Consider the following 26,246-nt stretch of genomic DNA (forward strand, 5'->3'; position numbering starts at 1 on the left):
TTCCGCTGACTGTTAATCGTTTAACAACCGAAGCTAACAACTTACTCTATAAGTTAACCATCAGCATCTTTTTCTGGTGGTCTAAGTACTCTTCATAAGTACCTTGGAAGCTCACTAGCTGTTGGTCTTTCACATCGATGATGTGTGTTGCCAGTGAAGAAACGAACTCACGGTCATGACTTACGAAGATAAGCGTCCCCGTATAAACCTTCAACGCGTCGTTCAGGGCTTGGATTGCTTCCATGTCCATATGGTTCGTTGGTTCGTCCATTACCAGCACGTTGATGTCTTGCATCATTAGCTTGCCGAACAACAGACGGTTCTTCTCACCACCAGAACAGTTGCGCGCTTTTTTGTTCGCATCGTCAGCAGTAAACAATAGACGACCTAGAATGCCACGTACCATAAGATCATCGTGCTTCACGGTGCGCCATTGCGAGATCCAATCGAAGATGCTCAGGTCGTTATCAAAATCCTTAGTGCTATCTTGCGGGCAGTAGCCTACCGATGCGTTTTCAGACCATTTAACGATGCCTTCGTTTTGTTCTAGCTCTTGAACTAGGCAACGTAGCAGCGTGGTTTTACCCACACCGTTCTCACCGATAACCGCAAGACGAGTACCTGCTTCAAGTAGCAAGTTACCACCAGCAAACAATGTTTCACCATCGAAGCCGTGACCAAGGTCTTGAAGTTCAAGCGCTTGACGGTGCAGTTTTTTGCCTTCACCAAAATCAATTGATGGGCTCATACGGCTCGATGATTTCACTTCATCAAGCGTGATCTTGTCCATTTTCTTAGCACGAGAACTTGCTTGTTTCGCTTTCGATGCGTTCGCACCAAAACGGTTTACGAAGTCTTGAAGCTCACTGATTTCAGCCGCTTTCTTAGCGTTGCTTGCTAGAAGCTGCTCTCGAATCAAACCAGACGCTTCTAGGAAGTACTCGTAGTTACCAGGGTAAACGCGTAGCTCACCGTAATCGATATCCGCCATGTGCGTACACACAGAGTTCAGGAAGTGTCTATCGTGCGATATGATGATCATTGTACATTTACGCTGGTTCAGCTCTTCAGCAAGCCAGTTGATCGTATGAATGTCCAAGTTGTTGGTTGGTTCATCAAGTAGCAAGATATCTGGGTTTGCAAACAGAGCTTGTGCCAATAGCACACGCAGTTTCCAACCTGGAGCAACTTGCTGCATCAGACCGAAATGGAACTCTTCTTCGATACCGGCTTGGATTAGAATATCGCCAGCACGGCTTTCTGCTGTGTAGCCATCCATTTCCGCGAATTCGCTTTCAAGTTCTGCGACTTTCATACCATCGTCTTCGCTCATTTCTGGCAAAGAATAAATGCGGTCACGTTCTTGTTTTACTTCCCACAGTTTTCTGTCACCCATGATTACAACGTCGATAACGCTGTATTGTTCGAAAGCGAACTGATCTTGGCTAAGCACACCCAGTTTTTCTCCTGGGGTGATAGAAACGTTGCCCGAACTTGGCGTTAATGCGCCACTTAGGATTTTCATGAACGTTGATTTGCCGCAACCATTGGCGCCGATCAAACCATAACGGTTGCCGTTACCAAATTTAGCAGAGATGTTTTCAAACAGCGGCTCTGCGCCAAATTGCATTGTGATGTTCGCGGTAGATATCAAAGAACTAATTCCTAAGCGTGTACTGACAGATAATTATTAGACTATTTCAATAACCTAAATAAGAAGTACGAAAGTATGGATTAAACAAAAATCGAAGCGCGGATTATATAGAGATCTCGATCACGTTGTCGAGGTTAAACAGTAAACGAATAGTAAACATAGACCATTTAGATGCTTTTCATACGTTATTGGGGTGTAAATAGAAAAATCCCCACCAGCAGAACCGGCAGGGATTTCATTTATCAACACTAAAAGTCTTTTAAGCTCGTCACTTTTGAAACTATAGCTCTTCCAAACGAAAAGCTTTGATGACTAGCAGAACTGTTATTTAGTTATTTTCTTTTGAACGTATTTTTGGCTTACATCTACTACCGCAACATCTCTAAAGAAGCTTCTACCCAACAGAAGTGGGAATGAAAGATGCGTTCGGTCCGCTAGAGTAAACTCAGTTTTGTCTTTCAGGTCACCGATTTGAATTGAAGCGACAACCACAGCACGTCGTTGTGTACCTTCCGCGCTCGACTGCTTAATCTTAACCCAACGCTCTACCGGTAAGCTGATCTCTTCCGTAGTGATGCCGTCATGTTCGATTTTGAACTTAACCCAGTCTTTTCCGTCACGTTCAAAATCAACAACATCAACCGCACTGATTGAAGAGGTTGTTGCGCCTGTATCGACACGTGCTTTAAACGCTTCTTTCAAACCTGGTACAAACACCCACTCTTCTTCACCAAGAATCAGTTTGCCATCGCTTGTTTTAGTCGGCTTTGGAGCTGGCTTTTCTTCAGGCTTTGGTTTCACTTCTGGTTCAGTTGGTTTTACTTCTTCAGGCTTCTCTGTAGGTTCCGTTACTTTCTCGCCTTCAGTTGCGTCAGTCTTTGAAGAGTCATCCACAACAGGTTGTTCTACTTGAGGCTTTTGCTCTGGCTCGACAGGAGCTTGAGTCGTCGTCGAACAAGCAAACAGGCCACCACTTAGCATCAAAACTACAATCGCTTTCCAGTTATACATTCAGTCACCTTCTATTTTGAAACGTTGGCTATCGCTTTAGCTACATAAGGAATATGAGATTCGGAAAGGCCTGCAATATTGATGCGTCCATCACCAACACCATAGACTCCATACTCTTCACGTAATTGATTCATTTGAGTTTCTTTAAAGCCTAGTACACTAAACATGCCTTTATGGCTTTCAATGAAATCAAATTGTGACGTGTTATAAGTATTTCGCAATTCATCACATAAACTTTGGCGCAGATTTAACAAACGTTGCTGCATTTCACTCAATTCTTGCTTCCAAATCGATGTTAGCTCTTGATTCTGAAGAATTGTTTTAACCAAAGCGGCACCATGATCTGGCGGCATTGTATAAGTTGAACGAGCAAGCGTAAGAAGCTTACCTTTAGCATTACCAACGTGTTCGCTGTTCTTGCCAATCACGATAGCGGCACCCGTTCTTTCACGGTATAAACCGAAGTTCTTCGAGCAAGATGTCGTAATCAACATCTCTTCGACGTTGTTAGCCATGTGTTGAAGACCTTTAGCATCTTCTTCTAGGCCATCACCAAAACCTTGGTAGGCAATATCAACGAACGGTAAGAAACCATTCTTCTGAGATAATTTGGTGATTTCCTGCCACGCTTCAAAGTCGATATCTGCACCCGTTGGGTTATGGCAGCAACCGTGCAGTAGTACCACGTCGGATGGACCCGCTTTCGAAAGGTCATCCAACATTCTTGCAGTATCAACTTGCTTCGTTTCAGGACTGAAGTAATTGTAGTATCGAACTTTTAAGCCTGCCGCTTCCATCACCGGTTTGTGGTTAACGTAGCTTGGGTTTGAAATCCAAACTGTGGTGTCTGGTTGAGAAACTTTCATTAAGTCACCCAACATGCGAAGTGCACCACTTGCACCAGGTGTTTGAATCGCAGCAACGCGATCCATTGCAGAAGTCCCTTTAAGCAGCAGATCAACCATGCTCTGGTTAAACTCTTCACAGCCTGCTAGGCCAACGTAAGCTTTGGTTTTCTGCGTATCAACAACGATATCTTGAGCCATAGAAACGGCTTTCATGATCGGTGTTTCGCCTTGTTCGTTTTTGTAAACGCCAATGCCTAAGTCGACTTTATCAGTACGAGTATCGCCGCGGTAAGCAACAGAAAGAGATAGAATTGGATCTAAAGTTGGTTTTGGTAGATGTGAAAACATGAAAGTCACAACCCTTTGAAATTCAAGTAATGAGTTTCACGTTAACATTATCGTAGACAAATCAGAAACATTTTTTAATAGAAGCGCTTAGTTACCATAAGTAATCAGAGATTGGTCATTTCAAACGGATAAATAGTGAAAATTTCAAACACCTAATGACATATTTAACAATTTAAAGCGCTTTATTTCTATGTGTCTTATGTTCCCATGTGCCCTATTAAGCACTTTGTTTGAATTGCCTTGGTGTCATTCCCGACCACGCCTTAAATCGGGTACTGAAGTTGGCAGCATTGGGATATCCCACTATCTCACCGATATGTTGAATCGACCAATCACTCGATTTCAACAAACGTGCTGCGTATTCCATTCTCATGCGCATGATATGAGTCATTGGGCTGTGTGAGTAATAGCGCTGGCACAAGCGATGGAAATGCGGCTCTGAGCAAGGGAACAAGCTCGCAAGCTCGTGAACGTTCCACTCTTTGTGAAGCTGCTTTTGTACGTTGTCGAACACGCGTCTTAAACGAATCAAATTGCGTGATTGCTGCTGCGGGACTGGCGCATTAATCATGAACTCGATTTGAGCGACACTGTGATTGGCGATCGCTCCCCCCAAATCGATCGGCAGCGCAATGCTTCTCAATAGAGTGTGAATGCACGACGAGACGACTTCTGCGGCCGGAGACAACGTGTAACTCACTTCATCACTCACTACTTTATCCCATTGCTTATCTGGCGAGAGAAAGATCCATGCGATTTGCCATGTCTCTTCTTCAATCCCAAAGCCATTCTCTGTGCCCGCTGGCACGGTAATACACGACCCTGACTCTAGAGTATAGCGACACGACCCGCTTTCTAACCACCCTTTCCCCCTAACCGTGTATAGCAGCATGTGTTTCTGTGGATTCTTCCTATGGACCGAAAAGAAATCTCGGCACGACGCCGTCCCACACTGAACGATACCCAACTCTTCGAATGCCAATACATGGCTTTGATCGACAAACTCTTGGTGTGTCTGATCAGAGATCTCGTACCGTTCGTGTTTCTCACTCATTTCACTGGTCGCTCATTAGGTTTGTCTGCAATTAAATCGCCACATTAGTCATTCGATAGTTTTGAAATAGATGATTCTGAAAACAGATCGTTTTGACAAATAGGCAGCTTTTGAGAATAGATAGTTTGGCAAAAGTTTGTGATGAACCTGAACAATACAGCCAAAACAAATACCGATAAACTTCTCGCATATTAACCACAGGGGAAATGCGATGCGCTCGACATATCGTCATCTAGACAAAGATTTTTGGCAAAAGCTTTTACACATCGTTTTGCCTGTATCGCTACAAACTATGTTGTTTTCATTACTTGGCGTAGTCGATATTTTTATGGTTAACCAACTGGGTGACTCTGCAACCGCAGCGGTTGGCGTGGGTAACCGTATATTTTTCTTCAACTTAATCATGGTATCTGGGATTAGCGGCGCTGTCAGTGTGCTAGCTTCGCAATATTTCGGTGCGGGAGATTTCAACGGAATTAGACGCACATTAGCGCAATCATGGGCATTGTCTGTCTTTGCCATCATCCCCTTTGTGTTCATTTATACATTGGCTCCTGAATCAGTCGTGTCTGTGGTGGCCTCAGATCCTGATTACGTCCGCTTGGCAACGGATTACCTTTGGATAACAGGAGCCAGCCTTATTGGTACGGCTATCGTAGTGCCACTAGAAAGCGCACTGCGATCGGTCGGCGAAGCCAAGCTACCTACCAAGATCAGCATCTGGGCGATCATCATCAACGCGATTCTCAATGCATTGCTGATATTCGGATTATTTGGCTTCCCTGAACTAGGTGTTGTAGGAGCTGCAATTGGCACCACTGTCTCTCGATTCTTTCAAACGATTGCCCTACTTGTGATGGCGAAGAGACACTACGCTCACTTGTTCCCAACACTGAGTAATTGGCGCGATACGATATTGCCGAAGCATAGAAAGAAGTATTTCAAGATAGCAATTCCGATGTTGGTTCATGATACGGCTTGGGCGGGCGGAATACTGATTTATAACGTTATTGTTGGTCAGATGGGTGTTGGCGAGCTTGCGATCATTTCACTGTTATCGCCTGTCGAAAGCATCTTGATCTCAGCGTTCATGGGCTTTGCCGTCGCTGCTTCGATCATTTTAGGCAACGAGATCGGCGCAAAGAACTATCAACGTGTTGAGAATACCGCTTGGGGATATGTCTTGGTCAGCTGTGGGCTCGCCGCTCTATTAGCCTTGTTATGCTGGTTTGCCAAACCCGCGATCGTATACATGATCGGTCTTACTCACTTAGAGCTCAAAGACACGGCCGTTAACGTCACCTTAGTCATGGCACTCGGCATGATACTAAGAGTCTTCAATATGGTCGGTATTGGTGGCGTGCTGAAAAGTGGTGGAGACATCAACTACAGCATCTTCATCGACCTGTTTGGCCAATGGGCAATCGGTATCCCCCTTGCCTACTTTACTGCGCTGGTGTTGGGTTGGCCGCTAGAATGGGTTTTGATGATTCTACTGCTGGAAGAGCTCGCCAAAATAATTCTGACCAGTCATAGGATTCAATCCAAGAAATGGATAAACAACCTAATCGACGAGCCTGAGCACATTCCTATTTAAGCAAGCGCCAAACTGACATTGATGTGCAGGCGATCGATTCAAAAGAACTCACACTCAAGGGCTGATTTGTAGCATTGCGCTAACGATGGTGCCCTTTTTTCGGTTTCTGTTTACGAGAGTACTAAATTAGAACAAGCTTATAAGTCAGCAAAGCTATAAGTCAGTAAATCGATGAATGATTTGGTTTGAACTACCACGCCAATCCAACATTGGATCTGCTTTATCTTGCTCAAAGCGGCCATCAATCAAAGTATCAACGTATTCCAGTACTTGCTTCTGTTTTTCATCAAGCTCACCTAACTCGTAACCAGTCCACATCCAGATGTCTTTACCCTCACATTCTGCTTTCACACGCTGAACCAACGTAAGAACTTCAGACACGTTTGCAGGATGCAAAGGATCACCACCAGAAAGCGACAAGCCACGACGCTTGATTCGCGGATCATTCAGATCAGCGATAATGTGGTCTTGCAGCTCTTGAGTAAACAAATGCCCAGAGTCCAACCTTTGCGTCGATTGGTTATAACACCCGCGACACTGGTGCACACAACCCGACACAAACAAAGTGCAGCGTGTTCCTGGGCCATTTACAACGTCGATTGGGTGATATTGGTGATAATTCATAAGGCAGTATTGAGAACTCGTGATGGCTTAATGGTTTAACTCGAAAAGTAGCGAGAGTTGAAACAAATGAATTGGTATCGACATAGCGCCGATACCAATCATATTTCTTGAAACCTAGCTCTTCTAAGTAAGCTAGATAATGATCTTAGCGGTTACTAAAGATGCTTCACGCGACGTTTAACTTCTTCTTGCTTACCGAAGTTAAATGGTCGTGCATCTGGGCTACCAAGGTAACCGCAAACACGGCGTGTTACCGATACTTTCGTAGAATCATGGTTGCCACACTTAGGACACGTAAAGCCCTTACTTGTACAGTCAAACTCACCGTTGTAACCACACTCGTAGCACTCATCAATAGGCGTGTTGGTGCCGTAGTAAGGTACGCGTGTGTAGCTGTAGTCCCATACGTTTTCTAGCGCTTCGATGTTCTTCTGCATGTTAGGGAATTCACCGTAACAAATGAAACCACCGCTAGAGATTTCAGGGTAAGGCATCTCGAAATCGATCTTGTCGTATGGGTTCACTTTCTTCTGCACATCTAAGTGGAAGCTGTTAGTGTAGTAACCGCGGTCTGTTACACCATCGATCACACCAAACTCTTTGGTATCGATGCTGCAGAAACGGCTACATAGGTTTTCACTTGGTGTGCCATATAGGCTGAATGCGTAACCTGTCTCTTTTGTCCAAGATTCCACTTCACGCTTCATGTATTCTACCAACTCAAGCGCTTTAGCACGCATTTCGCCATCGTCGTACAAGTGAACGTCAGTGCCGTAAAGCGCTGTCATTGCTTCGTGGATACCAATGTAACCAAGAGAAACAGATGCACGGCCGTTCTTGAAGATATCAGCAATAGAGTCGTCTGCTTTCAAGCGAACACCACACGCACCTTCCATGTATAGGATTGGAGCAACACGTGCTTTCACGTTTTCTAGACGAGAAATACGTGTTTCTAATGCACGACGAGCCAGCTTGAGTTTTTCATCAAGCAGTTCGTAGAACTTAGCCATATCTTGCTTTGCGTTAATCGCGATACGTGGCAAGTTCAAGCTCACAACACCTAGGTTGTTACGGCCTTCATGAATCAGCTCACCGTTTTCTTCGTAAGTATTCAAGAAGCTACGGCAACCCATCGGTGTTTTGAATGACCCTGTCACTTCTACTACTTTGTCGTAGTTTAGAATGTCTGGGTACATACGCTTAGATGCGCACTCTAGCGCTAGTTGCTTGATGTCGTAGTTTGGATCTTGCTTCTGGTGGTTCAAACCATCTTTGATTGCAAAAACCAGTTTAGGGAATACGGCTGTTTTACGGTTCTTACCCAAACCTGCAATGCGGTTTTTCAAGATAGATTGCTGGATAAGTTTTGAACCCCAGCTTTCGCCTAAACCAAAACCAAACGTCACGAATGGTGTTTGACCGTTAGCAGTGTGTAGCGTGTTTACTTCGTATTCCAATGACTGGAACGCGTCGTAACACTCTTTCTCTGTACGAGAGATAGCAAAAGCTTCTGGGCTATGAATGTCCCACTCTTTCGCTAACGATAAATGCTTCTCGTAGCTCGCCATTACATAAGGCTCTAGAACCTCATCGATACGGTTAATCGTAGTACCGCCGTATATATGGCTCGCCACTTGCGCGATGATTTGCGCTGTAACCGCAGTCGCCGTAGAGATCGACTTCGGAGTGTCGATTTCCGCGTTACCCATCTTGAAGCCATGCGTTAACATGCCTTTCAGATCGATAAGCATACAGTTAAACATTGGGAAGAACGGTGCGTAGTCTAGATCGTGGTAATGAATGTCACCACATTCGTGAGCTTGTACGATGTCACGCGGCAAAATGTGAGTTTTCGCATAGTGTTTAGCCACGATACCCGCCAGCAGGTCACGCTGAGTTGGGATAACTTTGCCGTCTTTGTTGGCATTCTCATTGATCAGATCAACATTGCTTTCCTCGATCAAACCTTCGATCTCACGAGTTAAAGCACTTTGCTTTTCACGTGCGATGTCGCGGTCATGACGATATTCAATGTAAGCACGAGCCAGAGACTTATATGGCCCCTGCATTAGCTCGTTCTCGACCATGGTTTGAATTTCAGAGATATGAACTTCATCGTAGTCTTCGAGCTTCAACTCAACTGCTAATGCCACATTCAGTGCATAAATAGCAATTTCCTTATCGGCTTTGTCTGATGCTGCTTCCACTGCAGCTTGGATGCGATCTCTACTGAATGGAGCTCTTGAGCCATCACGCTTGATTACGATTGATTTCACCACTTCTCCTTACTCTTGAGGTATTCACAGACTTATCCACAAACACACTATATAGAGCGATTTATCGTTTAACTAACACTAGATATTGTGGCGTATTTAACGAGAACCACCAACTTTGAGTATTGATTTGGATCAATAAAACTCTCACGCTGACTAAGATCAATTCAATATTATTACGCCAGTTCTCAAGTCGAAAAGAAACAATGTAACAATAAAAAAACTGCTAAAAAGAGTTGAATTTTTGGTAAGTGTTGTAGGATAACGGCTCATCAATATTGGCAGAGAAAATTAGGGATATTTGGCATGAAACGACTTCGAAACTGGATGATGTTAGGTTGCTTACTCAGTAGCCACGCATTTGCTGAACCTTTGACCATATCCAATTGGAATATCGAATGGTTATCAACCAACGAGGCTGTGAATAAGTTTTCCGCCCAACGTGATCAAGCTGATTTCGACAAACTTGAAGAATACTTTCAGTCTTTAGATGCAGATGTGGTCGCCTTTCAGGAAGTCGACGACTTAAATGCCATTCAGCGCGTGGCTGGCGATCAATACAAGATATTGATGTCTGACCGAGCATTACCAGAAAACAGTAACCGCCAGTTCAAAGAAGTGAACCAATACACAGGCTTCGCAGTTCGCAAAGGAATCACACTCACCGACTACGCTGACTTTCCTCTGGAGTTGGATTCTAACAGCAAGCTTAGGTTTGCCAGCTATGTGGTCGTTGAAACGGACTCAAAACCAATTCACATGCTGTCTGTGCATTTAAAGGCAGGCTGCAGCGGAGCGTATAAGTCTAACCGCGATTGTTCGCGCCTAAAAGACCAAGCACAGCAACTGAATAAATGGATACAAAAAAGAGAACGTAACGGTGAAGACTACGCGATCTTAGGCGACTTCAACCATAACCTATCCTACTCAAGAGATTGGATGTGGAAGGATTTAACTGAAAACACGGATGCTCGTTTGGCGACAAGGAAGACCCGTGCAGATTGTAAGGTTCGCTCAAATCGTAATAACCACCGCACGCACCAGTTCCGTTCTGTAATAGACCATATTGTGGTGAGCAAGTCCTTAGATGCTACTCCTGCGAAACAAAAGGTATTTGAAACGCAAGATGTGCTGGACTACAAACTCAGTGACCACTGCCCAGTTTCAACGACTATCAACTAATTGTTGTAGATCTAAAAAGAGACCGACTGGCTGCGAGTCGGCCTCTCTAATGCTTATATCAAGCCAATTCGATACACGATAGGTTTACCCTAACAGGTTTTATTCGTTCGACCTGCCAACCACATCCCCGCCAGCATGCTTATCATAAACACCCACACGGTTGGGTTACCGCCACTAAGACTCGTAACAGCAGGTCCTGGACAAAAGCCTGCAAGCCCCCAACCTAATCCAAACGCTGTTGAACCTAGAATCAGTTTTCTGTCGATTAGCGGATTGTTACGGCTATCTAACGGCTCACCATTGATCGCTTTAGCGCGCTTTTTAATGACTAAGTGATAAAACGGAGCGAACACCAGTAGCGCACCGCCCATCACAAATGCCAAGCTGATATCCCAATTGCCAGTCACATCTAAGAAGCCAAGTACTTTCTTTGGATCAACCATACCTGAGATGATCATACCCGAGCCAAACAAGATTCCAGCAAGTAAACCAACAACGATACTAAATGAAGAATTTTTCATTATGCCCCCAACCCTATCAGGTTCTTGATAAGCACGGTTGCTATTGCCACACCCATGAATACACACGTTGCGATAATGGAGCGTTTAGACAAACGCGCCATGCCGACAATGCCATGCCCACTAGTACAGCCGTTTGCCGTTTTAGTGCCAAAACCGACTAACAGACCAGCAATAACGACTACCAAAAGGTTCATCTCTTCCAATTGAGGGAGTTGGTAACCGGTAGGAATTAACAACCAACCACTAACTACCATTCCAACAACAAACGCGATACGCCAATGCTTTTCAGTTTTTTCTGCATCCGTGTCTTTGCTTTCTTTGTTGCTGGTGCGAACTGGTAATAAACGGCTGACAATGCCACTAATACCTGCAACTCGACCAATGCCCAACATTAAAACAATGGCCGACACACCTAACAACATGCCACCGAAAAAAGCATCCCAAGGAATAAAACTAACCACTGACCTCTCCTATCCACAAACTCTAATCTAACTCACCACAAGTCACATTAGAGTTTACTAATAAATATAAATTAGTCAATGCTAATGTAATGACACTATGTTTCGGTTTGCAAGTCTAGTGTCTAAAGCCAAGAAGCTTCACCCATGAAAAAGCCCCTAGGCGTTAACCTAGGGGCCTAAGATTTATTCTGTCTTTGTGGTAAAGAACAGCTATTTGATCTTGTTCTTCTCAGCAATCCACTGCGACATGTACTTAGTGCTCGCCATGCTGTGGTGCTTAAGCATCGAACCGAAGAAGTTATCCAGTCGATGTGATTCAAGCTCAGACTCTAGCGCAATCAATCGCTCGATCAATTTGTCGCCCAGTTGATTCTGTTCGTAGTGCGCTTCAAGAATTGAATGACACTGGCTTTGAGCCTTGAGCCACTTCTCTTCATCTTTATAAAGAGCAACAGCTTGTTCAACAAACTCGTCGATATCGTCTGCAACCGCGCCCGGCCATTGCAAATCACCTTGCGGCAACATGCCTTCACTACCAATTTCACTGGTCACGTTTGGAGTCTGAAGCTTCATTGCATCAAGCAACTTACCTTTAATGCCCGCACCAAAACGCAGTGGCGCTACACACACACGTGCCTGCTCCATCACTTCTTGAGCATCTTTCGCCCAACCTTTGATATGGAAACCGGTTTTAGGGTTGTGTAATGCGGTCGCTTTTGGCGGCGGATACGATCCATAAATATGAAGTTCAGTGTCAGGCAACTGCTTGCGAATCTTCGGCCAAATCTTCTGTAACTGAAGCACAGCATCCCAATTCGGTGCGTGTCTAAAGTTACCTATTGTCATGAAATGCTGACGTTCTTCAAAGCTTTTCGTGCTTACAGGAAGCGTATTAAGATCAACCATGAACGGCAGATGATGAAGCAGTTTGGGATCGATATTGAACTCGGCTTGAAGTAGTTCCATCTCGTAACTTGAAATGATCAACGAAAGATCACAGCGCAAAATCGCGGCAATTTCACGTTTAGCTAAATCACTGTACAAGTGTGCTTTGGTCAGTTCCGTCTCTTTCTTAACGGCTTCATGGCGCGCATTACGCAGGAACTGCAAGTCTTCGGTATCCAACAGCTTAAACGCATTCGGACATACCTTCTCAACACGCCAACCAAACTGTTCTTCCATCATAAAACGGTCAAACATCACGACATCGGGCTGCAGCTCTTCAATATAATCGTCAAAGCTATCGCAATTTAACTGTATAGATTGGCTTGTAATGCCCTCTTCAAAGAGATCGATCATGTGCTCGGTTTCTTGAGCTGGCGTTGCAAATTCAACGGACCAACCTTGTCTCTTGAACAGGCGTAAAAGAGACATCATATGGCTGCCCGCCGCCGATGAATTCGGTTCTGGCCAAACGTAGCCAATTGCTAAAACTTTCTTCAAAACACTTCCTAAGAAATAACAAAAGGGACTGTAGAAGTCCCTAATTAAACGTAAGTCGATTTATACCGCTGATTATAATGAGTTCTAAAAACTCAGCGATCAGATTCGCTCACCTACATTGCGAGCTATCATAAGCACTTCATCAGCTGAGTACAGGTTTGAAATCGTGGTTTCGACTTCTGCACCCAACGTAGATTGATAAAGCTTTTGTGCAAAGTTGTCTGCTCTGGTGGTCACTAGCACGTGTTTGAGCGTCGAGCCTTGATCCGCCAAATGCTGTTTTACCTGCGGCAGGGAATCTAGAATCAGCGTTTTACCCAATCCTTGCCCCTGCGCGCTTGGTAACACGGCAAGTTGCTCTAGCTCCAAAACAGCCTCAGGTCTAAACCCACTCTTTTGAACCCAAATAATGTAGCCGACAATTTCGCCATCGCTTTCAGCAACAAAGTTAAGAAAGCGTGGTGAAGCGTTTAAGTTACATTGTAACCAAGTTTTTGAGTTTTGCTGTCGAACAAAAGTAGCTTGGTGAACTAAAGCCGCCCCATCGAGGTCGGCTTTCGTCATAAGACGTACTTTGACGACTGTACCCATCAACGTTATTCGCTCGCTGAATTCGGGTGTGTTTTACAGTGTAAAATGGCTCTTTCTAGAAGCTCTAAAGCAGATTTGTCGGCTTCTGGAAGCTTAGCATCTGATTGACCTAGCGGCTCAACACGGCTACCCCATTTAATATGGCCAGCACCCCACGTCAAACCCGCACCAAACGCTGCAACAAGAATATTGTCGTTAGGCTTAACGAAACCTTGCTCTAGCGATTCACACAATGCGATTGGTACAGTCGCAGCGGATGTGTTGCCGTAATTTTGGATGTTAACAAACGCTTTCTCGCGATCGATACCCGCCATATCACACAGAGTTTGAATGATTCGGATGTTCGCTTGGTGCGGAATCACAACGTCAATGTTGTCGGTTGAGATACCAGTGCGGCTCAATACTGTGTGTGCCGCTGCACCCATGCCTTTCACTGCACGTTTGAAGATCTCTTTACCAACGAAGTCAAAGTCCCAATAACCGTTGTCAGCAGCAAAGCGATCCATAGATGTACCGAATTTTGGTACCGCTAGAATATCGCGGCCTTCGGCGTCACAACCGATCTGAGCTTCTTGTAAGCCAACTTGTTCTTCGGTGCGAGATAGAACCACAGCGCCAGCGCCATCACCGAAAAGAACCGCGGTATCACGCTTGGTCCAATCAATGAAGAATGACAGACGTTCTGCGCCCACAACGATAGCGTTGCGGTAGTTACCCGCTTGAATCAGTCGAGTCGCCGTTTCAACACCGTAAATGAAGCCAGTACACGCTGCATTAAGGTCGAAAGCCGCTGCACTCTTAATGCCTAGGTTCTGTTGAACCTTAGACGCAGTGTTTGGGATCAGTGAGTCTGGGCTGCACGTCGCGATGATAACAAGATCGATATCTTCAGCAGTTAGGCCAGCACACGCCATTGCATGCTTCGCTGCAACAGTCGCAAGTTCAGAGGTATTTACATGACTGATACGACGGTTTTCGATACCAGTTCGAGTTCGAATCCACTCGTCAGACGTATCAATGAAAGTGCTTAGATCATCATTGGACAGCACGGCTGGTGGCAGACACTTTCCCCAGCCAGTAATTTCGGCGTAAAATTTTGTCATCATTTACCTGTTTATTGTTTGTTTTTATTTAAGTATCGTATTCTAGTTTTAAACAGTATAAGCGCTCCGTGCGTGATTCGTAAATCGCGTTAGACACGGAGTTACAATAAAAAGAGAAAGTTATGTCTACATTCAACACACGTTGCCCTTCTTGTAATGGCGTAAACCGAGTTCCTTCAGAAAGAATTTCAGAAAGCCCAACTTGTGGTAAGTGCAAAACAGCGCTGCTCGATGGCGCTCCTATCGAGGGAACGTCACTTAATTTCCAATCTATCTTGAACAGTTCACAACCTGTAGTTGTCGATTTCTGGGCAACATGGTGTAACCCATGTGTGGGCTTCGCGCCTGTGTTCAGCGACGTTGCAAAAGAGCGTTCTGGAGATGTTCGATTCGTTAAGATTGATACTGAAGCTCAACAGCAGCTCGCGGCAATGTATCAAATCAGAAGCATCCCTACTGTTATGGTATTTAAGGACGGAAAACGTGTCGACACGATCAACGGTGCGTTACCAAAAGGTCAATTTGATCAATGGCTTAATCAAGCTCTAACTAAGTAACACTATTGGTTAAGCTATTGATCTGCCTTACTTAATTCTAAGTAAGCTCGCAAAAATAGGTTAGAGAGTCCTATCAAACCAAGACTTTCTAACCTACTGTTTTATTTAGGGTTATCACTTAATTTCTTGAATCACACCACAGCTTCGCCTTTCGCTTGAATGCCAGATTCTTGCTTGCCAAACCCGTATTGCTCTTTAATCTGATCAGCGACTTTTTCAGCAATCATAATGGTTGGCGCATTAGTGTTTGCCCCAATCAGTGTCGGCATAACAGAAGCATCAATGACTCTTAAGCTATTCAAACCATATACCTTGAGATCTTTATCCACCACGGCTAATGAATCACTATTAGGTCCCATTTTACAGGTACCTACTGGGTGATACTGAGTGTCTGCACGGTTACGGATATCTTGCTCTATAGCCTCGTCATCACTAGCGTCAACCGGATAGAAAGCATTGCCACGAATATCTTCAAACGCCGAACTCTCTAACATTTGATACTGCTTCTTCCAGCCCTTAATCATGATCTCCATGTCTTCAGGATGGCTGAAAAACGCAGGATCGATCTTAGGCGGATCATAGGGATCATTACTATTGAGCGTTACTGTGCCATGGCTCTTCGGTCGCAACAAGGTGACATGAGAGGTAAAGCCATGACTAGTATGGATTTTTCGGGCATGATCATCCACAACAGCAACGACAAATACAAACTCTAAATCAGGCACGGCGATATGATCATCAGAGCAAAGAAAGCCGATTCCCTCTGCAAAGTTACTGCTCATCTTGCCACGGCGCTCTTTGTGCCATAGCGGTAAGGCTTTGGTCATTTCAGAGGCCATTTGCAGCGAGATGCCGAAGGTTTCACGCTTTTCACTGCATTTGTACGAATGGACTAAGTCGATATGGTCTTGCAGATTCTTGCCCACTCCAGGTAATTCATGAACTTGTTCGATGCCATGTGTCTCTAATTCAGTTTGAGCACCGACACCAGACAGTAATAGCAATTGGGGAGAACCAAACGCGCCTGCAGATAAAATGACTTCTTTGTTACTCCGGATTTGATAACGTTTGCCTTTCGAGCCATATTCAACGCCAACCGCCTTCTTGCCTTCAAATAAGACCTTATGTGTGGTTGCTTTGGTAACGACAATGAGATTCGATCGTGACAGGTTTGGGGTTAGGTAAGCCTTGGCAGCACTACACCGTTCGCCATTTAACTGTGTTACCTGCGTCGGCATTGCCCCAAACTGAGCGACACCATTAATATCCTCGTTACGCGGGACACCTATCGACTCACAGGCTGTTAAATAGCGTTCCAACATAGGGCTTGGCGATCTAAGGTTCGCCACATTTAAAGGGCCACCTTGACCATGAAACTCATCTTGGTGGACTTCGTTATTCTCTGCTTTTTTAAAGTAAGGCAGACACGATTCATACTTCCAGCCAGCATTGCCTAAACTTTCCCATGTATCGTAGTCATAGCGATGTCCACGGGCGTACATCATGGCATTGATAGAACTGGAGCCACCGAGAGTCTTGCCCCTCGGTTGATAGCCCTTCCTACCATTTAAACCCGGCTGTTCGACTGTCTCGAAAGCCCAGTTATTGAGCTTGGTCGGCATCATAGCCACAACGCCAACCGGCGTATGAATAAATGGGCTCGTATCTTTACCGCCAGCTTCTAACAAGCAAACCGTCACATTAGGGTCTTCCGACAATCGAGAAGCCATCACACAACCAGCCGAACCGCCACCTACGATGATAAAGTCATAGTTATCCATTGATTGCCTCCGCAACTTCTAAAGGGTGTAGCTCTCGTTTTAAGACTTTTCCGGTAGCAGTCATGGGTAAGGCGCTACGAATAAACACCTTACGCGGGTATTTGTAGTCGGCGAGTTGCTCACGACACCAAGCCATCAAAGATTTGCTATCACACTGAGTATGCTCGTGAAGTACAACATGGGCGTGAATCTCTTCACCCAACTGCTCATGGTGCTCGCCCACCACCGCCACCATCTCCACATCAGGGTGACACATCAATACTTCTTCAATTTCTCGTGGATAAACGTTGTAACCACCACGGATGATCATGTCTTTAACACGATCAACAATAAACAAGTTACCGTGCTCATCGACGCGTCCGATGTCACCCGTTAAAAACCAGCCGTCTCTGATCGCTTCTGCCGTTGCTTCAGGTCGTTGATAATAACCTTTCATGACACTTGGGCTTTTAATGCAGACTTCTCCCAAATCCCCCATAGCGACTGAGTTGCCTTGTATCTCAGTAATCTTAATGAGGTGGCCACATAAAGGCTGACCCACACTGCCCGTCAAACGATCGCCATCAATATGGTTAAAGGTCGCAACCGGCGCCGTTTCTGAGAGCCCATACCCTTCTAAGACTGGTAATTCGAAACGAGATTCAAACTGTCGAATAACCTCAAGTGGCATCGAAGCACCACCAGACACACCAAGCCTCAAGCTGTGTTTGACTTGCTCTGAGCGCTCTAAAGACCCTTCTCCAGCTTTTAGAAGCGCAATATACATCGTAGGAACGCCCGCAAACACACTGACTTTATGGTTAATGATCTGCTCGATCACCAAGGACGGCTCAAAGCGCGGAATCAACACCATGGTAGAGCCCGTTAACACGCTCGCGTTCATCATCACGGTTTGGCCAAAACTGTGGAATAGAGGAAGTGTGGCCATTGTGGTATCGCTATATTCCAATCTCATAAGATACTGCGAAGACATCGCATTGGTTTGCATGTTGGTGTGGGAAAGCTCAGCCCCTTTTGGCTGCCCAGTCGTACCAGAGGTATAAAGGATCACAGCAGTATCATCGCCATGACAAGCCACAGATTCAAAAGGAGTCAAAGGTTGTGCTAACCAATCAGCTATTGATTCATGCTGCTCATGGTTTTCTGAAAGCAAGGATGTTGCGCCGTTTGGTATTGGCATAGACACGAAATGTTCGCAGTTATCGGCCTGTACAAAACCTTGTAATCCATAGCGTCCGATAGGTAACTCTTCACTGCCCTCAAAGCATAAATAAGCTTTCGCATCTGAATCATTAAGGTGATAAGCGATCTCTCTGGCCTTGAATAACACATTCAAAGGCACCACCACACAGCCCGCTTTTAGAATCCCGTAATAAGCGATTGGAAAATACGTGACGTTCGGACACGACAGCGCGACCTTATCTCCCTTTTTTAACCCGAGCCTTTTAAGGTTCGCGGCCACGTTTCCAGAAAGTTGTTCTAACTGAGAAAAGCTGACTTCATCCGATCCCATACGCAGAGCGGCTTTAGTTGGAAAAAGCGAAGCGCTGCGCTCCAAGTTAACAGCAAGATTGTGCATCCATGATCTCCTTATTCGGCTTGACCTTGCGGTCACATTCGCCTTAGACGTTTTAATCGTTGTAATAAGTGTTGTCTTTGTTGCTATCAGAGCCTGCACATTGGCGTGTCATGTAGGTAAGAATACTTATTGAGCAAAATAGTAGGTATCGAGCAAAATGTTTAAGATGTTCCAATATGCAACCCATCAAATTACAACATTTTGATAACATTTCGAACAGGTTTCAAAAAGACAAAAACCGGTGATATTCGGACGCAGCTCTATCAGGCCTTGTAAAACCTTGGACACATAAAGCAAAAGTTTGAACAAGCTTGGAAAAGTGAGAACAGGCGACAAGCGTAAATGTTAAGAGTTCGGTTAAGATGGGAATATTCAACAAGAGGCATCCTATGGAATACACCGCAGTCTACGAACCCGATATGCAAGCATTCGGTATTCTTGATCTTCAATTACTGCATCGCTATATGTCACCCGCCCTCAATATCGAAGCATTATTGGAAGGCAGTAACATTGATGCTCTGCAACTCAACACGCCAGACACCCACATTACCTTGGCGCAAAAGTTGGCGGTGTTCAGTAACGCATTGGCGAATACTGATGAAGGCGGTTTAGGGTTAAGAGTCGGCCAACAAGCACGGTTTAGCGACTTTGGTGTTCTAGGTTATGCAGTATTCAGTAGTGAAACGCTTTTAGATGCTTTGTTGATCGGATTTAAATATCTGCAGCTTGCCGGTCCTGTACTTAGAAAAACGATGTCAGTAAAAGATAACGTTGGATACTTTAGAGCCGAGCAGCTGATCGACTTGGACTCGCTGCTGCCATTTTGTTGCGAATATTGGTTCACCGCAATTCAAAGCCTGTGTGAAGAAGTACTACAACAACCATTCCCATCCCAAGTGATCCGCTTCCCTTACCCGAAGCCAGAATACGGCGACCTCTACACAGAGATTTTCCGTTGCCCTGTTGAATTCAATAGTGATCGCCTTGAATGGCAGTTTGATGCAACAAGTTTGTACTCGCCTCTTCCTACCGCCAATACCATCACGCTGCAGATGTGTCTGAAATCGTGTGACGACATGTTGGCAAAAGTCAGTGCGTCCACCAGCCTAAAAGAAAAAGTCTCTCAAATGCTACTAGAGAGACCTGGATGTTACCCTTCGATAGAATCTATTTCATCAGAATTGGGGATGTCTTCTCGAACTCTGCGTCGTCACCTGAAAGCAGCGGATACGAGCTACCAGAAGATACTGGATCATGTTCGCTTTCATCTTTCCCGGCACTATCTTTCTTCAACTCGAATGAGTATTGAAGAGATATCTGAGCGCGTTGGGTTTTCAGACAGCGCTAACTTTCGACATGCCTTTCGTAAGTGGAGTGGAAGCTCGCCCAGACAATACCGAAAAGAAGTGGTCTAACACGATTAAACGCCCTAAATTAAAATCTGATGAATACAACGAACCTCTCTCCGTCTTTCAAATTAAATAGTCGTTTGAACAACGCTTTATCGGCTATTTAACCGCAGAAAATATCGCGAAAACATGAAATATCACAACGGTATTTTAGCTAACAAACACGATAAATTTCTTTTATCTTAACGACCATTTTTATTCGTTTTACCCAATTCAGTTTCTCCCCCATAGTCGCGGAAAATTCATCGTTTCTTTCACTATCAGAGGCTCCTGCATTGGACAACATCCAACCAACAACTCGCATAACTGTTCCTGTTATTGCATTGTCTTTTTACGCGATAACTTCAGGCTACTTAATGAGTTCATTACCATTAATGCTGTCTGAGTATGGCTTAGACAAAGATCTATCGAGTTGGTTGGCGAGTGCCTTTTATGCAGGTCTTCTAGCGGGTACGTTATTGATTGAACGCGCCATCGCTCGTATTGGTCATAAAGACGCATTCGTGGTGGCACTGAGCGCATTCATTGCAACGATCCTTGTATTGCCATTGATCCCACATCAAGCGGTATGGCTATTGGCTCGTTTTGTTGCTGGTGTTGCGGTAGCGGGCATCTTCGTAATTGTTGAATCTTGGCTAATGAGCGGTGATGAATCTCAGCGTGCGAAACGTTTAGGGGTTTACATGTGTTCGCTATACGGCGGATCTGCCGTTGGTCAACTTGGCATTGGATACCTTGGTATTACAGGCGGCGTGCCTTTCATTGCAATGTTCACCTTGTTGTTTGGTGCAATCATTGTGTTGATGTACGGACAAGCGACAGCACCACAAATTCACGATGCTAAGTCTTTATCACTGAAGCAAATCAGCAAACTGAGCCACAGCGCACTAATTGGTTGTATTGTATCGGGGCTAACACTTGGTTCTATTTATGGCTTGATGCCTGTAGAACTGGCTCAGCGCAACATCGCACACCAAGATATTGGTGGTTTGATGGCGTTAGTAATTATGGGTGGTATGGCTGTTCAGCCGATGGTGACATGGTTATCTCACCACATAGGACAAGTGTTATTAATGGCTCTGTTCAGCTTACTAGGGGTTGCAAGCATTGGTGTACTAACGATAAACCATGATTTCTACGTACTAGGCATGAGCCTATTCGTACTGGGCATGGCAACATTCGCACTTTACCCAATTGCGATTAACTTAGGTTGTCGTAACTTAGACCCAAGCTATCTGGTGTCAGTGACTCAGGTTATGCTGTTGTGTTACAGCATCGGTTCAGTCGCAGGGCCATTAGTTGCAGATAGCTTTATGGACTCTCAAGCAGGACTATTTACTTACCTGTTTGCGTCTCTGCTAGCGACAACGATTTACATGTTAATCGCAAGTCTAAAGCGTTCTCCTCTACAGATTGCTGGCGAGTGATATAGCAAGTTCATTAGATAGAGAATAGTGGGGCTCTTCGTGATGACTAATCGTCTAAATGAAGCGCCCTTTTCTTTAACTGTAATAATGCGGAGAAATATAAAACCAGCGAACAGTGTTTAAGGTTGGAACACGTAACCTTCACCCGTTATCGTCATGATCAGCCCATCACCAAACAAAGACCGAATTTCCGATATGGCGACGATCACAGAAGAATTGGTGACTTTCTCACTTTCCCAGCCAATCTTCTTTAATTGACCAACACTGAACAATTCACCTCGATGTCGATTCATAAATAAAATGATCTTTCGGTATGCCAAAGGCATGGTAGCCAGTACGTAGCCATTCTCTACATTGCGAATAAGTTTGGTGTTGAGTTCAACAATTTTACCGTTTAATTCAAGTATTACGTTGTTTTCAGAGTGGTTCGTTTCTATTCCAGGATAAGAGTCCATTTTTAGATAATTCCCTTACTATATAGCCAGCGACAATGTCAGATTTGTTCGTATTTATATAACGTCGCTTATATGTGGACGTTTTAGATTTGACGATAATCAATGGAATTTGTACGGTAAAGAGATTAAATTTTTATTATTAAAATATTAATAGGATATCAATAGGAGATTATTTATCACTCCATAACATACCCTTCGTTGGAAACGGTTTGTATACAACGGCAGTCGAGAATCCTTCGTATCTCGTAAATAGCCACCAATACAGACGCACATGTCACAGCTTTACCAGCCCAGCCTACGCTCTTCAATATTTGCTTGCTAACTACTTGACCTCTGTTCAGGTAAAGATAGAAAAGCACTTTACGATGAGGCTCAGAAAGCGTTCCTATTATTGAACCACAGCCCTGTTTTCGAACAATTTTTGTGCCTGATTGAAACTCTTTACTATTTAAAATGAGCTTTGATGGAAGAACAAAATCATCCACCTCGCCGATATCTTGTTGCATTTATACCTCACCCTGCATATGCAGTCGTGCTTTTAGATGTTTCTGATAGTACCGAATAGGGCAAAAATACTAAATTGATAGATAGCTCAATACAGTAATATTACTGCAAAGTTTGATCTTGCGTAATTGATCGAGGAAATAAGCATGGCTAACCGGGCAGTCGATGACTCTTTCGATATTGACTAGGTGACAGACCGAAATGCTTTTTGAAACGATGTGAGAAGTTATATGGGTCTTTATAGCCTAGACGATTGGCTATCATCGACACCGACCAATCTTGCTGCTTCAACAAACTGGTGGCTTTATCCATTCTCAACTGAATCAATTTGCTGCGTGGTGATAGGTCGAATAGCGTCTTGGTGACTCGATTAAGTTGCTCTTCGCTGATAAACACCCTTTGTGCCATGCCAGCGACGGTCCATGGTTGGTGCAGACTGCTTTCAATCTCATTATAGAGTGCTTGAACACGTGCAGTAGTACTGGTCGACTTAGGCTCAAATCCCGTCAATGTTCGGATAATTTCACTCAAGAGTAACTTACGGTAACTGGCTCGACCGCCTATCTCAAAGTAAACCAAGTTCATTAATGACCAGATCTGCTCACACTCTCCGAACGGCACAATCCCCTGACCTAAACTTGCTATGTGCTGCCATTGCTGCGTATCGGGCGTCAGCATCCACGCCATTTTCCAATAATTATATTGAGGATCAAGTTCAAAACGAAATGGGGTTTCAGCAGGAAGAACCACCAGCGTATAAGGTGTAATCTCTTGTACCGATGTTGCGGTTGTTAGAATACCGCCACCTTCCATAGTGAAAATCAACGTATGAACATTAACGGATTCTCGCTCAACCCAATAACCATCATATAGCTTCGCCATACCTCCCATGTAGACACCAAAGCTTTTCATCTCTGGAATATCTTCAACGGTCAAAAAACGTTCTTTGCACTGTTCAGCGAGAAAAACATCATCGTGCCAAGTTGATTTTGGTCTCATTGAATCAATGACAGATTCGCACAGGTTTTGTTGTTTTTTAAACATGTTGTTACTTCGCTCAAATCACTATAGTTCTGCCATAAATCGGAGAGCTTATGACAACTAACATCAACCCTAACTCATCTATGAATAACAAGCCAGAGAGCATATTACCTCGTATCGTTAAACTTGGTTTACCTGTTGCTTTACAAAGTGCGCTTGTCGCTATTCTTGCCCTTGCTGACGTATTAATGGTCAGTGACTATGGTATGGAAGCAGCTGCGGCTGTGGGAATTGCATCAAAATGGCACTTCGTTGCTATTATGATTATGGCAGGGTTGGCTTCAGCAAACGGTACATTAGTCGCTCAATATTGGGGAAAGAATGACCGAAAAAGCGCACGAACGGTATCATCTATCGCGATGGTGTTTGGCCTAAAAGTTCTATTGCCTGTGACTGCAATCATCACTCTTGGTTCTCAGTTTTTAATGATGTTGCAAACCAGCGATCAAACCGTGATTAAGCTTGGCGCGACTTACCTTTGGTATGGATTCCCTGTTCTACTTCTGACTCACATTGTTGTCGTAGTAGAAGCAAGCATGCGCTCATCAGGTGACACCGTAACTCCATTATTGCTTGGTGCGGTGACAATTGCCCTCAACATCGCACTTAACTTCGTGCTCATCAAAGGTGCCTTCGGTATTCCAGCGATGGGTGTTGCAGGTGCGGCATTAGCAACAACTTTAGCGCGCTTGATTCAAGTGGGTTTGATGTATGGCTACATGCGTATGCGTAACCACTGGCTGTTAACGACACCGAGTTCACCACATCGCCCGTCGCTTTGGTTGTCTTACCGTCGTATTGCGCTACCACTTACTATGAATGCCGTTTTATGGGCAATGGGTACCATGGCATACCAAATGATCTTTGGTCACATGGGCACAACAGAACTCGCAGTCTTCTCAATGCTCGCGCCGTTTGAGTCGCTGTGTTACTCGATATTCTTTGGTATCTCGGTTGCGTGTTCAGTGTTGCTTGGCCACTCACTAGGTCGTGACGAATTTGATGACGCCATGAGTATGGGTCTGACCTTCATTAAAGCCGTGGTTGGTTTTGGTGCGGTTGTAGGTTTGCTACTGTTTATGGGTAAAGAGCATGTTCTATCATGGCTAAACCTGACCACAGACGCTTTATACCCGCTTGCTTCACCAGCGATGATGATCATGTGCTTTGCGGTTGTGATTCGTATGCTCAACATGGTAATCATTAACGGTATTATTCGTGCTGGTGGTGATAATGCGTTCTGCCTTCGCATGGATTTCATCGCGATGTGGATGGTAGGCATTCCAGTATGTGTTTACGGCGCATTTATCGCTGGATGGGACTTCAAATACATCTATGGTCTGATGTTAGTAGAAGAAGTAGTGAAACTAGCTATCTGTTCACACCGTTACTTGAGCCGACGCTGGATCAACAACCTAACGGTTACTTATGAAGAACCACAAGCGGCGTAAGTTACAGTTACCTGGCTATATTCAAGCTTAGATAAATCGTATCTACATCAAAAAAGGTCTGAGAAATCAGACCTTTTTCGTTTCTTTAGAAATTACTTTCAAGCGCCACTTACTTCTTGTTCATTCGGATATGACGATTAGATACGTTCGGCAGCGGCTTTTCAGGCACTTTCCGCTTCTCATGAATCAGATGTCGAATCGCTAAAATAGGATGCTTAAGTAGCATTCTTGGCCCGGCATAGCGCATCACTAAACGCATTTGCTCTTTCGGATCAGGTTTATAGCAATGAATCGGACACTTATTACAGGTCGGTTTTGCTTCGCCATAAGGACATCTATCCAGTCGTGTTTCGGCATAACGCAGCAGTTGCTCACACTCCTCACATAACGCATTATTCTGACGAACTTCACCGTGGTGATCTTTGCAATAGATGTGCACCATCGCAATAACGGTTTTGTACTCCGTTGCGAGCTCGCCTTGTAGAATATTGTTATGTTGGAACATGTTTTAATTACCTAATGAGAAACCGTACAGGTTGAGATTAACACTTTCGCTTATCACATCTTCAACTCGCTCAAACACAAAGCCTAATTTAGTCAGTAGTGCGATACTTCGAATGTTATCAGAGGTTGTGATGGCAACTAAATGATCGATATCAGCATTCTGCTTAGCTTGTTCAATTATCGCCTCCGCTGCTTCTTGGGCAAAGCCTTGACCATAAAACTCAGGAACAAACCCATAGCCAATATCATGCGACTCTAAGGTGTCTCTTTTTATTAGCCCGCAGATACCAATTGGTGTTGAACAATCCTTGATTTCAACCATCAACAAACAGACTCCCTTCTCTTCGTGCATCTTAAGAATGTTGTTTTCGATGTATTCGACAGCCTTGTCAGTGTCGCTGATTTCCTTATCACCAATGTAACGCAGGAAATCTTCTGAGCTGTATAATCGCTGAATAAACGCCGCATCTTGAGGCGTGATCATTCTTAATCGTAAACGTTCGGTCTCGACGGCCTGCATAGTGATATTTTCCTTGCTGAATACCATGTAAATATTGAGTTCTAGAGCTAAAATGATTATCCTCCACCGCCTAAACTAAATACAAGGCTATGCAGCAATGAACCGTAAGAAAAAAATCAATCAAATTCTAAAAAAGAAGCAGAAACAGGCGAATTCTAAACTGCATAGTAGCAACAAGCCTCGCTACATTTCTAAAGCTGACCGCGCAAAAATGGAAGCTGAAGAACAAGCTAAAGCGGCTCAAGAGCACGCTGAAGGTTCAGTAGAAGCGACTGTCGAAGCTGAAGAGACAAAAGCTGCAGAGTAAG

The 26,246-nt window shown here is 44.5% G+C and carries 25 protein-coding genes; 7 read left to right on the top strand and 18 right to left on the bottom strand.

All coding sequences use genetic code 11. From position 1 onward, the window contains the following. Positions 1–46: 46 nt before the first annotated feature. The 4 genes from OCV19_RS18585 to OCV19_RS18600 all read right to left on the bottom strand — a co-directional run bounded on the left by OCV19_RS18585 (position 47) and on the right by OCV19_RS18600 (position 4,915). Positions 47–1,654 carry an ABC-F family ATPase gene (locus tag OCV19_RS18585; protein WP_081090187.1) on the bottom strand — a complete coding sequence of 536 codons (1,608 nt, stop codon included), beginning with the start codon at positions 1,652–1,654 and terminating at the stop codon, positions 47–49. A gap of 324 nt (positions 1,655–1,978) precedes the next feature. Further along, the gene (locus tag OCV19_RS18590) at positions 1,979–2,665 is read right to left on the bottom strand and encodes a putative ATP-dependent zinc protease (protein ID WP_065677059.1); all 687 of its coding nucleotides are present in this window, start codon (positions 2,663–2,665) and stop codon (positions 1,979–1,981) included. 11 nt (positions 2,666–2,676) lie between these two features. After that, positions 2,677–3,861, bottom strand: a complete 1,185-nt coding sequence (locus OCV19_RS18595) for an amino acid aminotransferase (RefSeq protein WP_065677060.1) — start codon at positions 3,859–3,861, stop codon at positions 2,677–2,679. Positions 3,862–4,078: 217 nt separating this feature from the next. Next, complete coding sequence (locus OCV19_RS18600; protein ID WP_065677061.1) at positions 4,079–4,915, bottom strand: AraC family transcriptional regulator; 837 nt, start codon at positions 4,913–4,915, stop codon at positions 4,079–4,081. Positions 4,916–5,126: 211 nt separating this feature from the next. On the opposite strand from OCV19_RS18600, the gene OCV19_RS18605 reads away from it, so the two are divergent. Then, positions 5,127–6,512 carry an MATE family efflux transporter gene (locus OCV19_RS18605; RefSeq protein WP_065677062.1) on the top strand — a complete coding sequence of 462 codons (1,386 nt, stop codon included), beginning with the start codon at positions 5,127–5,129 and terminating at the stop codon, positions 6,510–6,512. Between the two features lie 153 nt (positions 6,513–6,665). Here OCV19_RS18605 and nrdG read toward each other — a convergent pair whose 3' ends face one another. Continuing rightward, entirely contained in the window at positions 6,666–7,136 is a 471-nt protein-coding gene (gene nrdG, locus OCV19_RS18610) for an anaerobic ribonucleoside-triphosphate reductase-activating protein (protein WP_065677063.1), read from the bottom strand. Between the two features lie 155 nt (positions 7,137–7,291). After that, positions 7,292–9,412: an anaerobic ribonucleoside-triphosphate reductase gene (nrdD, locus tag OCV19_RS18615; protein WP_017109601.1), complete on the bottom strand. Its 2,121-nt coding sequence runs from the start codon at positions 9,410–9,412 to the stop codon at positions 7,292–7,294. A gap of 303 nt (positions 9,413–9,715) precedes the next feature. Between nrdD and OCV19_RS18620 the strand changes: the two genes are divergently transcribed. After that, a complete protein-coding gene (locus tag OCV19_RS18620; protein WP_065677064.1) occupies positions 9,716–10,591 on the top strand; it encodes an endonuclease/exonuclease/phosphatase family protein in 876 nt (291 codons plus the stop codon). A gap of 89 nt (positions 10,592–10,680) precedes the next feature. Here OCV19_RS18620 and OCV19_RS18625 read toward each other — a convergent pair whose 3' ends face one another. The 5 genes from OCV19_RS18625 to OCV19_RS18645 all read right to left on the bottom strand — a co-directional run bounded on the left by OCV19_RS18625 (position 10,681) and on the right by OCV19_RS18645 (position 14,710). Next, positions 10,681–11,112, bottom strand: coding sequence for a YeeE/YedE family protein (locus OCV19_RS18625; RefSeq protein ID WP_065677065.1), 432 nt, complete (start codon positions 11,110–11,112; stop codon positions 10,681–10,683). Beyond that, a complete protein-coding gene (locus OCV19_RS18630; protein WP_065677066.1) occupies positions 11,112–11,573 on the bottom strand; it encodes a YeeE/YedE family protein in 462 nt (153 codons plus the stop codon). Before OCV19_RS18630 ends, OCV19_RS18625 begins: the two co-directional genes overlap by 1 nt. A gap of 210 nt (positions 11,574–11,783) precedes the next feature. Further along, positions 11,784–13,016: a glycosyltransferase gene (locus tag OCV19_RS18635; RefSeq protein ID WP_065677067.1), complete on the bottom strand. Its 1,233-nt coding sequence runs from the start codon at positions 13,014–13,016 to the stop codon at positions 11,784–11,786. 99 nt (positions 13,017–13,115) lie between these two features. Then, positions 13,116–13,580, bottom strand: a complete 465-nt coding sequence (locus tag OCV19_RS18640) for a GNAT family N-acetyltransferase (RefSeq protein ID WP_065677068.1) — start codon at positions 13,578–13,580, stop codon at positions 13,116–13,118. Positions 13,581–13,612: 32 nt separating this feature from the next. After that, complete coding sequence (locus OCV19_RS18645) at positions 13,613–14,710, bottom strand: ketoacyl-ACP synthase III (protein WP_016785269.1); 1,098 nt, start codon at positions 14,708–14,710, stop codon at positions 13,613–13,615. A 122-nt stretch (positions 14,711–14,832) separates the two neighbouring features. Here OCV19_RS18645 and trxC point away from each other — a divergent pair, with 122 nt between their 5' ends. Further along, entirely contained in the window at positions 14,833–15,267 is a 435-nt protein-coding gene (gene trxC / locus OCV19_RS18650; protein WP_004731082.1) for a thioredoxin TrxC, read from the top strand. A 131-nt stretch (positions 15,268–15,398) separates the two neighbouring features. On the opposite strand, the gene OCV19_RS18655 is transcribed toward trxC, so the two are convergent. Both OCV19_RS18655 and OCV19_RS18660 read right to left on the bottom strand, forming a co-directional pair. Further along, complete coding sequence (locus tag OCV19_RS18655) at positions 15,399–17,048, bottom strand: GMC family oxidoreductase (protein WP_065677069.1); 1,650 nt, start codon at positions 17,046–17,048, stop codon at positions 15,399–15,401. Beyond that, complete coding sequence (locus OCV19_RS18660) at positions 17,041–18,627, bottom strand: long-chain-fatty-acid--CoA ligase (RefSeq protein ID WP_065677070.1); 1,587 nt, start codon at positions 18,625–18,627, stop codon at positions 17,041–17,043. Before OCV19_RS18660 ends, OCV19_RS18655 begins: the two co-directional genes overlap by 8 nt. A gap of 389 nt (positions 18,628–19,016) precedes the next feature. Here OCV19_RS18660 and OCV19_RS18665 point away from each other — a divergent pair, with 389 nt between their 5' ends. Both OCV19_RS18665 and OCV19_RS18670 read left to right on the top strand, forming a co-directional pair. Continuing rightward, positions 19,017–20,042, top strand: coding sequence for an AraC family transcriptional regulator (locus OCV19_RS18665; RefSeq protein WP_065677071.1), 1,026 nt, complete (start codon positions 19,017–19,019; stop codon positions 20,040–20,042). 269 nt (positions 20,043–20,311) lie between these two features. Further along, the gene (locus OCV19_RS18670) at positions 20,312–21,463 is read left to right on the top strand and encodes an MFS transporter (protein ID WP_065677072.1); all 1,152 of its coding nucleotides are present in this window, start codon (positions 20,312–20,314) and stop codon (positions 21,461–21,463) included. Between the two features lie 119 nt (positions 21,464–21,582). Here the strand turns inward: OCV19_RS18670 and OCV19_RS18675 are convergent, their stop codons facing one another. From OCV19_RS18675 to OCV19_RS18685, 3 genes are all read right to left on the bottom strand, one after another. Further along, on the bottom strand, positions 21,583–21,918 hold the full coding sequence (locus tag OCV19_RS18675) for a winged helix-turn-helix domain-containing protein (protein ID WP_065677073.1): 336 nt from the start codon (positions 21,916–21,918) through the stop codon (positions 21,583–21,585). 176 nt (positions 21,919–22,094) lie between these two features. Beyond that, complete coding sequence (locus OCV19_RS18680; RefSeq protein ID WP_086738384.1) at positions 22,095–22,424, bottom strand: winged helix-turn-helix domain-containing protein; 330 nt, start codon at positions 22,422–22,424, stop codon at positions 22,095–22,097. 148 nt (positions 22,425–22,572) lie between these two features. After that, the gene (locus OCV19_RS18685; protein WP_048660132.1) at positions 22,573–23,466 is read right to left on the bottom strand and encodes a helix-turn-helix domain-containing protein; all 894 of its coding nucleotides are present in this window, start codon (positions 23,464–23,466) and stop codon (positions 22,573–22,575) included. A 50-nt stretch (positions 23,467–23,516) separates the two neighbouring features. Here OCV19_RS18685 and OCV19_RS18690 point away from each other — a divergent pair, with 50 nt between their 5' ends. Next, the gene (locus OCV19_RS18690) at positions 23,517–24,914 is read left to right on the top strand and encodes an MATE family efflux transporter (protein WP_048660131.1); all 1,398 of its coding nucleotides are present in this window, start codon (positions 23,517–23,519) and stop codon (positions 24,912–24,914) included. A 109-nt stretch (positions 24,915–25,023) separates the two neighbouring features. Here OCV19_RS18690 and OCV19_RS18695 read toward each other — a convergent pair whose 3' ends face one another. Both OCV19_RS18695 and OCV19_RS18700 read right to left on the bottom strand, forming a co-directional pair. Beyond that, positions 25,024–25,419 (bottom strand): nitrous oxide-stimulated promoter family protein, encoded by a 396-nt coding sequence (locus OCV19_RS18695; RefSeq protein ID WP_017060975.1) that lies wholly within the window; start codon positions 25,417–25,419, stop codon positions 25,024–25,026. Positions 25,420–25,422: 3 nt separating this feature from the next. Next, positions 25,423–25,938 (bottom strand): GNAT family N-acetyltransferase, encoded by a 516-nt coding sequence (locus OCV19_RS18700; protein WP_048660129.1) that lies wholly within the window; start codon positions 25,936–25,938, stop codon positions 25,423–25,425. A gap of 97 nt (positions 25,939–26,035) precedes the next feature. Between OCV19_RS18700 and OCV19_RS18705 the strand changes: the two genes are divergently transcribed. Further along, positions 26,036–26,245 carry a DUF2986 domain-containing protein gene (locus OCV19_RS18705; protein ID WP_048662822.1) on the top strand — a complete coding sequence of 70 codons (210 nt, stop codon included), beginning with the start codon at positions 26,036–26,038 and terminating at the stop codon, positions 26,243–26,245. The last annotated feature ends 1 nt before the right edge of the window (position 26,246 follow it).

Origin of the sequence: Vibrio celticus (genome assembly GCF_024347335.1) — a bacterium.
Lineage (GTDB): Bacteria > Pseudomonadota > Gammaproteobacteria > Enterobacterales > Vibrionaceae > Vibrio > Vibrio celticus.

Bases quoted from the DNA above. Each gene is read 5' to 3' on its own strand.
- OCV19_RS18590 (WP_065677059.1), bottom strand. From the start codon at position 2,665: ATGTATAACTGGAAAGCGATTGTAGTTTTGATGCTAAGTGGTGGCCTG.
- OCV19_RS18595 (WP_065677060.1), bottom strand. From the start codon at position 3,861: ATGTTTTCACATCTACCAAAACCAACTTTAGATCCAATTCTATCTCTT.
- OCV19_RS18600 (WP_065677061.1), bottom strand. From the start codon at position 4,915: ATGAGTGAGAAACACGAACGGTACGAGATCTCTGATCAGACACACCAA.
- OCV19_RS18605 (WP_065677062.1), top strand. From the start codon at position 5,127: ATGCGCTCGACATATCGTCATCTAGACAAAGATTTTTGGCAAAAGCTT.
- nrdG (WP_065677063.1), bottom strand. From the start codon at position 7,136: ATGAATTATCACCAATATCACCCAATCGACGTTGTAAATGGCCCAGGA.
- OCV19_RS18620 (WP_065677064.1), top strand. From the start codon at position 9,716: ATGAAACGACTTCGAAACTGGATGATGTTAGGTTGCTTACTCAGTAGC.
- OCV19_RS18625 (WP_065677065.1), bottom strand. From the start codon at position 11,112: ATGAAAAATTCTTCATTTAGTATCGTTGTTGGTTTACTTGCTGGAATC.
- OCV19_RS18640 (WP_065677068.1), bottom strand. From the start codon at position 13,580: ATGACGAAAGCCGACCTCGATGGGGCGGCTTTAGTTCACCAAGCTACT.
- OCV19_RS18645 (WP_016785269.1), bottom strand. From the start codon at position 14,710: ATGACAAAATTTTACGCCGAAATTACTGGCTGGGGAAAGTGTCTGCCA.
- trxC (WP_004731082.1), top strand. From the start codon at position 14,833: ATGTCTACATTCAACACACGTTGCCCTTCTTGTAATGGCGTAAACCGA.
- OCV19_RS18655 (WP_065677069.1), bottom strand. From the start codon at position 17,048: ATGGATAACTATGACTTTATCATCGTAGGTGGCGGTTCGGCTGGTTGT.
- OCV19_RS18660 (WP_065677070.1), bottom strand. From the start codon at position 18,627: ATGCACAATCTTGCTGTTAACTTGGAGCGCAGCGCTTCGCTTTTTCCA.
- OCV19_RS18665 (WP_065677071.1), top strand. From the start codon at position 19,017: ATGGAATACACCGCAGTCTACGAACCCGATATGCAAGCATTCGGTATT.
- OCV19_RS18675 (WP_065677073.1), bottom strand. From the start codon at position 21,918: ATGGACTCTTATCCTGGAATAGAAACGAACCACTCTGAAAACAACGTA.
- OCV19_RS18680 (WP_086738384.1), bottom strand. From the start codon at position 22,424: ATGCAACAAGATATCGGCGAGGTGGATGATTTTGTTCTTCCATCAAAG.
- OCV19_RS18685 (WP_048660132.1), bottom strand. From the start codon at position 23,466: ATGTTTAAAAAACAACAAAACCTGTGCGAATCTGTCATTGATTCAATG.
- OCV19_RS18690 (WP_048660131.1), top strand. From the start codon at position 23,517: ATGACAACTAACATCAACCCTAACTCATCTATGAATAACAAGCCAGAG.
- OCV19_RS18695 (WP_017060975.1), bottom strand. From the start codon at position 25,419: ATGTTCCAACATAACAATATTCTACAAGGCGAGCTCGCAACGGAGTAC.
- OCV19_RS18700 (WP_048660129.1), bottom strand. From the start codon at position 25,938: ATGCAGGCCGTCGAGACCGAACGTTTACGATTAAGAATGATCACGCCT.
- OCV19_RS18705 (WP_048662822.1), top strand. From the start codon at position 26,036: ATGAACCGTAAGAAAAAAATCAATCAAATTCTAAAAAAGAAGCAGAAA.